The sequence below is a fragment of the Actinomadura citrea genome, assembly GCF_013409045.1.
GTDB classification, from domain to species: Bacteria; Actinomycetota; Actinomycetes; order Streptosporangiales; family Streptosporangiaceae; genus Spirillospora; species Spirillospora citrea.
Genome location: NZ_JACCBT010000001.1, coordinates 2,119,310 through 2,131,622 on the forward strand (window position 1 = coordinate 2,119,310; position 12,313 = coordinate 2,131,622).

The 12,313-nt window shown below is 72.8% G+C and carries 13 protein-coding genes; 9 read left to right on the plus strand and 4 right to left on the minus strand.

The features are described from left to right. Positions 1–119: 119 nt before the first annotated feature. Positions 120–1,280 (minus strand): ATP-grasp domain-containing protein, encoded by a 1,161-nt coding sequence (locus tag BJ999_RS09985; protein ID WP_179833035.1) that lies wholly within the window; start codon positions 1,278–1,280, stop codon positions 120–122. A gap of 137 nt (positions 1,281–1,417) precedes the next feature. Here BJ999_RS09985 and BJ999_RS09990 point away from each other — a divergent pair, with 137 nt between their 5' ends. Next, positions 1,418–2,026, plus strand: coding sequence for an HD domain-containing protein (locus tag BJ999_RS09990; RefSeq protein WP_179833036.1), 609 nt, complete (start codon positions 1,418–1,420; stop codon positions 2,024–2,026). Here the strand turns inward: BJ999_RS09990 and BJ999_RS09995 are convergent. Continuing rightward, positions 2,023–2,316 (minus strand): DUF4031 domain-containing protein, encoded by a 294-nt coding sequence (locus BJ999_RS09995; protein ID WP_179833037.1) that lies wholly within the window; start codon positions 2,314–2,316, stop codon positions 2,023–2,025. The two genes, BJ999_RS09990 and BJ999_RS09995, sit on opposite strands and share 4 nt — an antisense overlap. A 131-nt stretch (positions 2,317–2,447) precedes the next feature. Between BJ999_RS09995 and BJ999_RS10000 the strand changes: the two genes are divergently transcribed. Together BJ999_RS10000 and nudC are read left to right on the plus strand one after the other, a co-directional pair. Further along, positions 2,448–3,839 (plus strand): dipeptidase, encoded by a 1,392-nt coding sequence (locus BJ999_RS10000; RefSeq protein ID WP_179833038.1) that lies wholly within the window; start codon positions 2,448–2,450, stop codon positions 3,837–3,839. Between the two features lie 20 nt (positions 3,840–3,859). After that, the gene (nudC, locus tag BJ999_RS10005; protein ID WP_179833039.1) at positions 3,860–4,792 is read left to right on the plus strand and encodes an NAD(+) diphosphatase; all 933 of its coding nucleotides are present in this window, start codon (positions 3,860–3,862) and stop codon (positions 4,790–4,792) included. 61 nt (positions 4,793–4,853) lie between these two features. Here nudC and BJ999_RS10010 read toward each other — a convergent pair whose 3' ends face one another. Beyond that, positions 4,854–5,144, minus strand: a complete 291-nt coding sequence (locus tag BJ999_RS10010; protein WP_173395930.1) for a mycoredoxin — start codon at positions 5,142–5,144, stop codon at positions 4,854–4,856. Between the two features lie 128 nt (positions 5,145–5,272). On the opposite strand from BJ999_RS10010, the gene BJ999_RS10015 reads away from it, so the two are divergent. The 5 genes from BJ999_RS10015 (at position 5,273) to BJ999_RS10035 (ending at position 9,644) form a co-directional block, all read left to right on the plus strand. Beyond that, positions 5,273–7,339 (plus strand): ATP-dependent DNA helicase UvrD2, encoded by a 2,067-nt coding sequence (locus BJ999_RS10015; RefSeq protein ID WP_179833040.1) that lies wholly within the window; start codon positions 5,273–5,275, stop codon positions 7,337–7,339. A gap of 89 nt (positions 7,340–7,428) precedes the next feature. Then, complete coding sequence (gene tesB / locus BJ999_RS10020) at positions 7,429–8,325, plus strand: acyl-CoA thioesterase II (RefSeq protein WP_179833041.1); 897 nt, start codon at positions 7,429–7,431, stop codon at positions 8,323–8,325. Between the two features lie 218 nt (positions 8,326–8,543). After that, complete coding sequence (locus tag BJ999_RS10025) at positions 8,544–8,930, plus strand: hypothetical protein (protein ID WP_179833042.1); 387 nt, start codon at positions 8,544–8,546, stop codon at positions 8,928–8,930. 119 nt (positions 8,931–9,049) lie between these two features. Continuing rightward, positions 9,050–9,328, plus strand: coding sequence for a WhiB family transcriptional regulator (locus BJ999_RS10030; protein ID WP_052357680.1), 279 nt, complete (start codon positions 9,050–9,052; stop codon positions 9,326–9,328). Between the two features lie 7 nt (positions 9,329–9,335). Further along, a complete protein-coding gene (locus BJ999_RS10035) occupies positions 9,336–9,644 on the plus strand; it encodes a hypothetical protein (protein WP_218935012.1) in 309 nt (102 codons plus the stop codon). Between the two features lie 285 nt (positions 9,645–9,929). Here the strand turns inward: BJ999_RS10035 and BJ999_RS10040 are convergent, their stop codons facing one another. Then, complete coding sequence (locus BJ999_RS10040) at positions 9,930–11,261, minus strand: ABC1 kinase family protein (RefSeq protein WP_229810413.1); 1,332 nt, start codon at positions 11,259–11,261, stop codon at positions 9,930–9,932. Positions 11,262–11,434: 173 nt separating this feature from the next. Between BJ999_RS10040 and BJ999_RS10045 the strand changes: the two genes are divergently transcribed. Continuing rightward, entirely contained in the window at positions 11,435–12,235 is an 801-nt protein-coding gene (locus BJ999_RS10045) for an enoyl-CoA hydratase/isomerase family protein (protein ID WP_179833045.1), read from the plus strand. Positions 12,236–12,313 lie beyond the last annotated feature (78 nt).

Genomic DNA, 12,313 nt, shown 5'->3' on the forward strand with positions numbered 1-12,313 from the left:
GGAACGGCCCGGAAGCTCCAACGTGCGGCCCCGGACCCGGCGCCTTAGGCCCGCGTAGTCCTCCCTCAGCAACGCCTCCAGAACGCGGGCCGCGAGCGGGCCTTCGACGTCGTGGTCCGTCACGCGATCATCCAGTCGTGGGTCGCGCGGAACCGCGCCAGGGCGGCGTTCACTTCCTCCGGTCCAGGACCGATGGCGCGCACGGTGCCCAGGTAGTCGCGGTTGGTCCGGGTGAGGGAGACCGTGTCGCCCACCGCGCGCTGAGGACGGTACGCCAGCCGAACCGCGCCGTCCTCCACCTGCACGGGGCCGGGGGCCGCGGTGAGCGTGCCGCAGCGGTCGGCTATGACCGGCTCGGCCACGGCATGGCGAGGACGGGGGACCCGCCGTTCCGGCAGGGACGCCCCGAGATGGACCCGCAGGATCTGCTCGAACAGGGGCACGCCCAGCAGATCGGCCAGCAGGAGGTCGCAGTGGTCGCCGATCAGCCGGTAGTTGACCTCGATGACGCGGGCGCGCCCCTCGTGGACGACGAACTCGGTGTGGCACGCCCCGAAACCGACGCCCAGCGCCTCCAACTGCCGCAGGACCTGCTCCGTCTCCGGGGGAGGGGGCGCCCACTCAAGGCGCTCCTCGACGAAGAACGGCGGCGGCGAGAGCGTCGTGCGGAACGAGCCCAGCACCCGCAGTTCCCGTCCGTCCCCCAGCGTCTCCAGCGTGTGGAGACGGCCCGGCAGGTACTCCTCGGCCACGAGCGGATCGCCGCGGCGGGCCCGGATCTCCTCCACCCGGGCGGCCAGTTCCCCGCCGTCGTGGACGAGGAACACGTCCTCGCTCGCCACCCCTTCGCGCGGCTTGAGGACGAGCGGATACGGCGCGCCCGCCGGGACCCGCCCCGCGTCCGCCGAGAAGACCGGGTCGAGGGACGCCAGGTGCCGCCGCATGAGCGCCTTGTTCTTCGCCCGGATCGCCGCCCGCCAGTCCTTCGCGGGCAGGCCGAAGTACGCGGCGGCCAAGGCGGCGGGCGCCTGCAGGAAGTCGCTGTTGGAGAAGACGGCCGCGGGCTCGCCCCCGCCGCACGCGGCGCCGTCCTCGACGCGCGCGATGATGTCGCGGAAGTCCGAGACGTCGCACTCGACCACCGGCACGCCGGCGTCGTGGGCGGATGGACGGTCGGTGAGGAGCGTGACGTCGAGGCCCAGGCGCGCGGCGGCGGGCAGGAATCCGTGCGTCACCGAGTCGGTCGCCTTGCCGGCGACCAGGTAGAGAGAGGCGGCCACGACCGGCCCTTCCAGTGAGTGAGGTAAGCCTTGCCTAACTCGCAGTGATCAACCATAGTGGCCGGGGGGCCCTCCGCACGCAAGAACGATGGCACCGCGTGTCCCGGCCCGTCCCGCGATCCGCCAGGATGGACGCCATGGATCTTGTCGACCGGTGGGTGGCGCTGGCGGGACCCCACACCCGGCACATCGGGACCGAGCTCGACCGGCGCTACGGGGAGTCGCACCGCCGCTACCACACCCGCGCGCACCTCGTCGCGGTGCTCGATCTCGTGGACGAGCTGGCCGGGCACGCCGACGACCCGGACGCCGTCCGGATCGCCGCCTGGTTCCACGACGCCGTCTACGACCCCGAGCGCGCCGACAACGAGGAGCGCAGCGCCCGCCTGGCCGCGCGCATGCTCGCCGACACCGACGTCCCGGACGCGGTCGTCGCGCGCGTGGTCCGGCTCGTCGAGCTGACCGCCACGCACGCGCCGGAGGAGGGCGACCGCGACGGGCAGGTCCTCTGCGACGCCGACCTCGCCGTCCTCGGCGCGGAGCCCGAGCGGTACGCCGCGTACGCGGCCGCCGTCCGCGAGGAGTACGCGTTCGTCCCCGACGAGTTCTTCCGCGCCGGACGGGCCGAAGTCCTCAACGGCCTCCTGGCCCTGCCCCGGCTCTTCCACACGCCCGCCGCACGCGAACGCTTCGAGGAACGCGCCCGCGCCAACGTGCGGACGGAACTCCTGCTCCTCAACGCCTAGACGCCCAGCCGGCCGTCCGGAACCGGCCGGGGCCGGTACGCCTTGCGGCGGCGCAGGCCCGCCTTGGTCAACCGCAAGAGCAGCTCCTGGCAGCCCACCGCCTCGGCGCCCTGGAGCAGCGCCGCCTCATAGAGCTCCGACGGGACGTCGTAGTGGTCGCGCTCGAACGCCCGCGGCGGCATCCCCAGTTCCGCGGCGAACACGTGCAGCTCGTCGTAGGACACGTCACTGACCATGTGCGACCACACGCGTCCCCGCGCGGGCCACAGCGGCGGGTCGATGAGGATCAAGGCCACTCCCGCGATCGAGGCAAGGTGATCCCTTACTGTGATTCTCCAGTCTCGGGGAACCCGAGGGGTCGGGACGTCCGGAGATCCCGGACAGAGGTCACTCAGCCCGACATTACGACATGCGAAGGGGCATGCAGGTGAACGATGTTGTCGCCTACATCCAGGCGGACCGCGACCGGTTCGTCGCCGATCTCAAGGAGTGGCTGGCGATCCCGTCCATCTCCGGGGACCCGGCGCACGCCGAGGATGTGCGCACCTCCGCCGGATGGCTCGCGGAGTACCTGCGCGGCCAGGGCTTCCCCACCGTCGAGGTCTGGGAGACCTCCGGCCTGCCGGCGGTGTACGCCGAATGGCCCGCCGAAGACCCGCAGGCCCCGGCGGTCGTCGTCTACGGGCACCACGACGTCCAGCCGGTCGAGCCGCTGGAGGAGTGGGAGACCGACCCGTTCAAGCCCGTCGAGAAGGGCGACCGGCTCATCGGGCGCGGCGCGTCCGACGACAAGGGCCAGGTCTTCTTCCACACCCTCGGCCTTCGCGCGGCGCTCGCCGCGTCCGGGCGGCAGTCCCCGCCCGTCACCGTCAAGCTGCTGGTCGAGGGCGAGGAGGAGTCCGGCTCGGCGCACTTCGCCGAGCTGCTGCGCACCCACCGCGACCGGCTCGCCTGCGACGCCGTCGTCATCAGCGACACCACCATGTGGGCGGCGGACGTGCCGTCCATGTGCACCGGCATGCGCGGTCTCGCCGAGGCCGAGGTCACGCTGCGCGGCCCGGACGGCGACCTGCACTCCGGCTCGTTCGGCGGCGCCGTCCCCAACCCGCTCCACGCGATGGCCTCGCTGCTCGCCGCCCTGCACGACGCCGACGGCCGCGTCGCCGTCCCCGGCTTCTACGACGACGTCGTCCCGCTGACCGACGAGGAGCGGGAGCTGTTCGCCCGGCTGCCGTTCGACGAGGCCGAGTGGCTGCGCACCGCCGGTAACAGCCGCGCCGCCCACGGCGAGAAGGGCTACACGACCCTCGAACGGGTCTGGGCCCGGCCGACCGCCGAGATCAACGGCATGTGGGGCGGGCACACCGGCCCGGGCGGCAAGACGATCGTCCCTCGCGAGGCGCACGCCAAGATCTCGTTCCGGCTCGCCGCCGGGCAGGACCCCCGCAAGGTCCAGAAGCAGTTCGAGGCGTGGGTCGCCGAGCAGGCGCCGCCCGGCGTCGAGGCCGAGGTCCGCGTCCCGGCCGGCGGGGTCCGGCCCTGCTTCTCGCCGATCGACTCGCCCGGCGTGAAGGCCGCGCGGCGCGCCATGGAGCGGGCGTTCGGCGCCGAGGTGCTGTTCACCCGCGAGGGCGGCAGCGGCCCCGAGGCCGACCTCGCCGACATCCTGGAGGCGCCGCTGATCTTCGTCGCGGTCGGGCTGGACGGCGACCGCATCCACGCCCCCAACGAGAAGGTCGAGATCCCGCTGCTGCTCAAGGGCGCCGAGACCGCCGCGTACCTGTGGGAAGAACTCGCGGCCGCGCTGCGCTGAACACGCCGGAGAGGAGCACGATGACCGACGCCCCGCTGGAGAGTCTGCACGCCCCGCTGGAATGGCTAGCGCTCGCGCGCGGCACGCTGGACCGCGTCGCGCTGAACCGCCGCGACGAGGCCTGGGTGGAAGCGGCGTGGGCGGACCCCAGGACGCGCGTACTGGTCATCCAGGAAGGTCAGTCGCCGGTCACCTTCGAGCCCGCTCCCGCGCTGGTCCTCGTCCCGCCGGACCAGGCGCCGGACGGCGACCGGTGGCTCCTCGGCGTCGACGGCGACGGCGTCGCCCACTTCGGGGTGAACGGCCCGCTGCCCGTCATCGAGGGGGCGCGGCCGGCGGGGCTCCGCCGCGTCGGCGCCCTCCTCGGCGACCAGGACTCCGGCCTGCTCACCCACGCCGTCGCCCTGGAGCACTGGCACGGCACCCACCGGTACTGCCCGCGGTGCGGCGCCCGGACGCGCGTGGCGTCCGCCGGGCACGTGCGCGTCTGCCCCGAGGACGGCTCGCAGCACTTCCCGCGCGTCGACCCCGCCGTGATCATGCTGGTGACGGACGAGGCCGACCGCGTGCTGCTGGCCCGCGGCCCGCAGTGGCCCGCCGACCGCCGCTCGATCCTCGCCGGGTTCGTCGAACCGGGCGAGTCGCTCGAACAGGCCGTCGCGCGGGAGGTGGAGGAGGAGGTCGGGCTGCCCGTCCGGGACGTCCGCTACCTCGGCAGCCAGCCGTGGCCGCTGCCGCAGAGCCTCATGCTCGGGTTCACCGCGCGGACGGACGGGGACCTCCCGCTGCGCCCCGACCCCGAGGAGATCCTGGACGCCGCCTGGTACACGCGCGAGGAGCTGCGCGCCGCCATCGACGCGGGCGAGATCGTCGCACCGGGCCCGCTGTCCATCGCCGCCCAGCTCATCATGCGCTGGTACGGCGGCGAACTCCCCAAGATGCCGCCGTTCTAGGGGCACGCGCACGCGGAAAGGCCCGCCGACCGTCCGGGTCGGCGGGCCTTCTCCTCGGGTCTCAGCCCGCGTCGGCGATCTGCGCGAGGCGGCGCTTGACCTCCTTGGCGCTGGGGTTGGTCGCGGCCGTGCCGTCGGGGAACACCAGGGTCGGGACCGTCTGGTTCCCGCCGTTGACGCTCATCACGAAATCGGCGGCCGCGGGGTCGCGCTCGATGTCGACCTCCACCATCTGGATGCCGTCGCGGGCCAGCTGGCTCTTCAGCCGCCGGCAGAACCCGCACCAGGACGTCGTGTACATGGTGAGCTGGCCGGCCGCGCCCTTGGCCCGGTCGGTCGTCGGCGTCGCCATCGCTTCCGCGTCTCCTTGCGCTCGGGGGTGTGCCTCCGCAAGAACAGTAGACAGCCGTTTCCCATTCCGCGTTGTCCACAGGCGGCGGGATGGCTGATACAGGTGAGGCGGGCTGCGAGTATGGGGGAATGTCAGCTGAGTCGGTGCTGGAGGGCTTGGACCCCGAGCAGCGGGCGGTCGCCGAAGCGGTGAAGGGCCCGGTCTGCGTCCTCGCGGGCGCCGGGACGGGCAAGACCAGGGCCATCACCCACCGGATCGCCTACGCCACCCTCACCGGCGTCGTGACCCCGCAGCGGGTGCTCGCCGTGACGTTCACCACACGGGCGGCAGGAGAGCTGCGCAGCCGGCTGCGGCAGCTCGGCGCGCCAGGCGTGCAGGCCCGCACGTTCCACGCCGCCGCTCTGCGGCAGCTCGGCTACTTCTGGCCGCGCGTCGTCGGCGGCGAGCCGCCGAAGATCGTCGACTCGAAGATCCGGCTGGTCGCGGACGCGGCGCGGGCGTGCCGGCTCACGCTCGGCCGCACCGAGTTGCGCGACGTCGCGAGCGAGATCGAGTGGGCGAAGGTCACCCAGAACCGCCCCGAGGACTACCCGGCCGCGGTCGTGAAGGCGGGCCGCCGGCCGCCCGCCGAGGTCGTCGACGTGGCCCGCGTCTACGCGATGTACGAGCAGCTCAGGCGCGAGCGCAACCTGCTCGACTTCGAGGGCATGCTGGAGCTGACCGCCGCCGTCCTCACCGAGCACCGCGAGGTCGCCAACCAGGTCCGTGAGCAGTACCGGTACTTCGTCGTGGACGAGTTCCAGGACGTCAACCCCCTGCAGAAGATGCTGCTCGACACCTGGCTCGGCGACCGCGACGACCTGTGCGTCGTCGGCGACCCCAACCAGACGATCTACTCCTTCACCGGCGCGTCCCCCTCCCACCTGCTCGACTTCACCCGCGAGCACCCGGACGCCAAGGTCGTCAGGCTCGTCCGCGACTACCGCTCGACGCCGCAGGTCGTCCGGCTGGCGAACGGGGTGATCGGGCAGGCGCGGGGGGCGCGGCACAAGCTGGAGCTGGTCGCGCAGCGCGAGAACGGGCCCGAGCCCGTGTTCAACGAGTACGACGACGAGGTCGCCGAGGCCGACGACGCCGCCCGGCGGGCCCGCAAGCTGATCGAGGAGGGCGTCCCCGCCAGGGAGATCGCGATCCTCTACCGGATCAACGCGCAGTCCGAGACGTACGAGTCGGCGCTCGCGGCCGTGGGCGTCCCGTACGTGCTGCGCGGCGCGGAGCGCTTCTTCGAGCGGCCCGAGGTGCGCGAGGCCGTGGTCCGGCTGCGCGGCGCGGCGCGGGCGGGCGCCGACGCCGAGACCGACGGGATGGGGCTGATCCAGACCGTCCGGCACGTCCTGAGCGGGGCGGGGTTCTCCGACCGGCCGCCCGAGGGCGCGGGCGCGGCCCGCGCGCGCTGGGAGTCCCTGGCGGCGCTGGCGCAGCTCGCCGAGGACATGGCCGCCGACAACCCCGCGGCCGGGCTCACCGAGTTCGTCGCCGAGCTGGAGGAGCGCACCGTCGCGCAGCACGCGCCGCCGCTGGAGGGCGTCACGCTCGCCTCGCTGCACGCCGCCAAGGGCCTGGAGTGGGACGCGGTGTTCCTCGTCGGGCTGGCCGAGGGCACGCTGCCCATCATCTATGCCAAGACGCCCGAGCAGATCGAGGAGGAGCGCCGCCTCCTCTACGTCGGCGTGACGCGGGCCCGCGTGCACCTGAACCTGTCGTGGGCGCTGGCGCGCTCGCCCGGCGGAACGCAGGCGCGCCGCCCGTCCCGCTTCCTGGACGGCCTGACCGGCAAGACCACCACGCACACGCCCGCGCGCGTCGACCGGACGAAGCGGCGTCCCGCCAAGGGGCCGCAGCCGTGCCGCGTGTGCGGGCGCCCGCTGACCGCCGCCGTCGAGCGCAAGCTGGGCCGCTGCGAGGACTGCCCCTCCGAGCTGAACGAGGAGCTCCTCCTCGCGCTCAAGGAGTGGCGCGCCGAGACGGCGGGCGAGCAGAAGGTGCCCGCGTACGTGGTGTTCACGGACGCGACGCTCCAGGCGATCGCCGAGCACGCCCCCGAGTCCCGGGAGGACCTGGCCCGCATCCCGGGCGTCGGCAGGGTCAAGCTCGACCGCTACGGCGACGCCGTCCTCGGCCTCTGCGGGCACTGACGCCGCCCGGGCGGGGCTGGGCGCCGAGGGGGGCCGGCGCCGCGGGGTGAGAGCCGGCTCACACGCACCGATAGGGAAGACTTGCCGCCGTGAAGGAATCGCTGAAGGCACTGCTGGACCTGCTCGACCTGGAGCAGATCGAGAACGACATCTTCCGAGGCCGCAGCCCCGAGGAGCGGCGGCAGCGCGTGTTCGGGGGGCAGGTGGCGGGGCAGGCGCTCGTCGCCGCCGGGCGCACCGTCCCGGCGAACCGGCCCGTCCACTCGCTGCACGCCTACTTCATCCGGCCCGGCGATCCGCTGGTCCCCCTCGTCTACACCGTCGACCGGGTCCGGGACGGGCGGTCCTTCACCACCCGCCGCGTCACCGCCGTCCAGCACGGCAAGGCGATCTTCACGCTGTCGGCGTCGTTCCAGGTCGACGAGGACGGCCCGTCCCACCAGGCCCCGATGCCGGAGGCCCCCGCCCCGGAGACGCTGCCGGACGGCCTGACCCGCCTCACGCCGCTGTTCGGCGAGGTCGGCGCGCGCGAGTTCGTCACCCGCCGCCCGTTCGACATCCGGCACGCGACGCCGCTGTCGTGGGAGGCGGCCAAGGACCCCGCCCTGGCCACGCCCGAGTCGAAGGTGTGGCTCAAGGTGGACGGGGAGCTGCCGCACGACCCGCTCCTGCACGTGTGCCTCATGACCTACGCCTCGGACATGACGCTGCTCGACACCGTCCTGCTCAACCACGGGCTGGCCTGGGGCGACAAGCGGACGATGGGTGCCAGCCTCGACCACGCGATGTGGTTCCACCGTCCGTTCCGCGCCGACGACTGGCTGCTGTACTACCAGGACACGCCGTTCGCCGGCGGCGCCCGCGGGCTCGCCCGCGGCCAGGTGTTCACCCGCTCGGGGGAGCTGGTGGTGTCCGTCATGCAGGAGGGCCTCATCCGCGTCTCGGGCACCGAACGCGAGGCGCCCGGTGACCCGTCCGTGAGATGATCGTTCCGTACGGGGCTCCCGGGAGTTTCGACGCTCGCGAGGCGCCCGGGGTTCTGCGGAACGAGGGTGAAGTCCCCCACGAAACCGCAGGTCAAAAATATCTTGCTTGATCCGGCGGAGTCCCCGTACGCTCGACGCGAGCAATCAACCGGCCGACCGGTGTGGATCTTGAATCCGCCGGCCCGGCCCGAGGAGCCAGAGAGGTGGTGTGCAGTCCGGTGAGCAACACGTTGATCAAATCCGCGTCGTCCTGGACCGCGGCCTGCCCCGGCACCTCGATGCTCGGCACCTCCGTGTCCCGCGCCCCGATGACCCGTCTCTCGAAGCCCGGCGAGTCCGTCGCGTATTTCGAGGCGTCCGTCATCGAGGCGTCCGCCCTGCGACAGCGTGAGCGCGGCATGTGGCGGCGCGACGAGCGCGGGCTGCGCGGCACGAATCTGTGCGATCTGCGCTTCGAGCAGCGAATCCAGGACGACCAGGGGCGCAGTGTCTTCGAACACCTTCTCGAGGACATGAGCGCTCCGGCTCCGGCCACGGCCCACGTGGGCGTCACCTTCAAGGGTGGCGTGTCGGGTCCGTACCCCTGGAGGCGACGACCGGTCTAGAACGAAGACCGGCAAGCCCCCAGGCCGCGGATCCAGACACCGGATCCGCGGCCTTCTTCTTTGTCCAGACCCACCGACACGCCCGTTGAGATCCAACGAGAGGAACAAGGGTGACTGTGATGCAGGGGGCTCTCGCAGTAAGCGAGGAGGACCTCACGCTTCCGTGCCGGACCGACCCGGAGCTGTTCTTCGCCGAGGCTCCCGCCGACGTCGAGCTCGCCAAGGCCCTGTGCCTGGAGTGCCCGCTCCGCAAGGAGTGCCTCGCCGGGGCGCTGGAGCGCAAGGAGCCCTGGGGCGTCTGGGGCGGCGAACTGTTCGTCCGCGGTGTGATCGTGCCGCGCAAGCGGCCGCGCGGCCGCCCGCGCAAGCACCCGCGCCCCGACGAAGTGGCGGTGTGAGGCGACCATGCCCACCACGCCGGTGATCGGCCGGACCGATTCCGGAGGCGCGGCCCCCGCGCGGGGACCGCGCCTCCGGGCGGCCGGAGAGAACGAGATGACGGTGCTCAGCGAGATGACGTTGCTCAGCCAGGACCTGTCCCGGGAGCGAATACCCGCGACCGTGCCCGACGAGCTCGCCGCCCGCGTGGTCGCGCTCAGGCGCGCCCGCCGGGAGGCGCGGACCAGGGCGTCGCGGGTGCGGCGCGTCCTGCTCGCGCCCACCGCGGCCGGCGAGGCGTACGCGCACCCGCAGCGGCCGCGGCACCGGGACTGACCGACCGACCGCGCCCCAGAGAGAAGCAGGACCGAGAGACGAAGCAGGACTGAAAGACACAGCAGGACTGAAAGACGCAGAGCTCGCCGGTCGCAGGCCGCCGTCCGTTCTTTCTTGGATGGTTTGGCGGACGGCACGCCTCCCGGCGGGCGCGTGGAGCGCGTCCGGTGGCCCACTCACCGGACGCGTGAAGAGCGGGGCCCCGCCCACCTCATCAGTGCGCGGGGCCCCCGGGCTTCTCCGGGTGCCGGCGCCTCCGCGTGCGGCGCCTCCCGGGTGGAGCGGTCAGCCGCTGACCAGCTCGCCGTCCGCGTCGTCGGCGAAGCCGGGCACCCACTTCAGCGACTCGGCACGGGCCGGGATCTCGCACTCGAGCTGGCACAGCACGCCGGTGCCCGCCGACAGCACCCGATGGATGATCACGTACTCGGGCGGCAGGTTCAGCTGCCGGACGACGTTGGAGGGGCGCAGGTCGGTGACCTGGGCGGCCATGTCGCGCAGCCACTCGCGGTTGAACTTGAACGTCTCGGTGACGAACGGCTCGGTGATCGGTGCGAGGAACGCCTGGAGCGACTCGGCGTCGATGTCCACGCCCTCGCGGATGAAGTCCTCCCGGCGCAGGGCGTCCTCGACCTCGTCGATGTCGGCCATCGTGCCGATCCGCAGCAGCAGCCCGAGCCGGCGCTGGAACCCGCCGGGAATGCGGTCGACGGCGCCGAAGTCCAGGACGCCGAGCCGGCCGTCCTCCAGCAGCCGGAAGTTGCCGGGGTGCGGGTCGCCGTGCAGCATCCCCGACCGCTTCGGTCCCGACAGCAGGAACCGGCAGTACAGCAGGGCCGCGTGGTCGCGGGTCTCCTGGTCCCCGTCGCTGATGATCTTCGAGAGCGCGGTGCCGTCCATCCACTCGGTGATCAGGATGTTGCCGGACTGCGCGATGACCTCGGGGATGGCGAAGTCGGGGTCGTCCAGGTAGGCCTCGCGGAACCGCGCCTGCGACTCGGCCTCGATCGTGTAGTCGAGCTCCTCGACCACCCGCTCCTTGAGCTCGGCCAGCATCGACTTGACGTCCAGGCCCGGCATCAGCACCCCGAACAGCCGGCCCAGCCGGGCGAGCTGGTTGAAGTCGCTGATCAGCGCCTTGCCCGCGCCCGGGTACTGCACCTTCACCGCGACGGCCCGGCCGTCGTGCCAGACGGCGCGGTGCACCTGGCCGATCGACGCGGCGGCGGCCGGCCGGTCGTCGAACGACTCGAAGTAGTCGCGCCAGTCCTCCCCGAGGAACTCCTCCAGCACCTTGTGGACGGTCGACACCGGCAGCGGGGGAGCGGCCTCCTGCAGCCTGGTCAGCGTGGCCCGGTACGGGCCGGCGATCTCCGGTGGAAGCGCCGCCTCGAAGATCGACAGCATCTGGCCGAGCTTCATCGCGCCGCCCTTGAGCTCGCCGAGCACCTTGAACAGCTGCTCGGCGGTCCGGGTCTGGATCTCCATCGCGACCGTCTCCGCCGGCCGGCCGAAGGTCCGCTTCCCCATGCCGAGGGCGGTGCGTCCCGCGAAGCCGATGGGGAGGGACGCCAGCTTTGCTGACCGCGTCACCGCGCGGCGGGGAAGATCGCTCACATCGACCATTGTCGATGATCCACTGTCGTGCACGCCACAACCCTCCCGAACTCTCCCCGAAGCCGGAACCGGCCCACCCGGCTGAGCTGGGTAAATGCGGTAAGTGTGCGCTTTCTCACGCGTAGGAGGGGCCGCGCGCCGCGCGCCCCGGCGGGCGCGGTACGGTGCCGGACATGTCCGCGGAGCCTGCCGATGTGCTAGTGATCGACCGCCGTCCCGACGGGATCGCCGTCCTCACCCTGAACGACCCCGGCCGCCGCAACGCCATGGCGGACGACCTCACCGCCGCGTGGAAGCGGGCCGTCGAGGACCTGCGCGCCGACCCGGCCCTGCGCTGCGTCGTCGTGACCGGCGCCGGCACCGCGTTCAGCTCCGGCGGCGAACTGTCCTGGCTGGCCGGCACCGGCGACGTCGCCGTCCCGCCGCTGCGCGACCGGATGCTGGAGTTCTACCGGACGTGGCTCGCGATCCGCGGCCTGGAGGTGCCGACGATCGCCGCCGTCAACGGGCACGCCGTCGGCGCCGGCCTCTGCCTCGCGCTGGCCTGCGACCTGCGGTACGCGGCGCGCGACGCCAAGCTGCTCGCCCCGTTCACCGCGCTCGGCCTGCACCCCGGCATGGCCGCGACCTGGCTGTTCCCCGAGGTCGCCGGGCTGCCGCTGGCCCGCGAGATGCTGCTGGCCGGACGGGTCCTCACCGGTGCCGAGGCCGCCGAGCACGGCCTGGTCAACCGGGCCCTCCCGCGCGAGGACGTGCTGGAGGAGTCCCTCGCCGTCGCCGCGCGGATCGCGGCGCAGGCGCCGATCGCGACCCGGCTCACCAAGGTCGCCCTGGCGAACGGCGGCCACCCCGACATGGAGTCGGCGCTGCGCTGGGAGTCCCTCGCCCAGCCGGTGACGATGGCGTCCAAGGACATGCGCGAAGGGCTCGCGGCCCAGCGAGAGAAGCGCCGCCCGCAATTCTCAGGCGAGTAAAGTGCGCGGGCGGTCTCCGGAACCGTCGGCCGAGATTGGTGGAAGCGTTGGAGAACTGTCCAAAACGTAGGGGTTGAC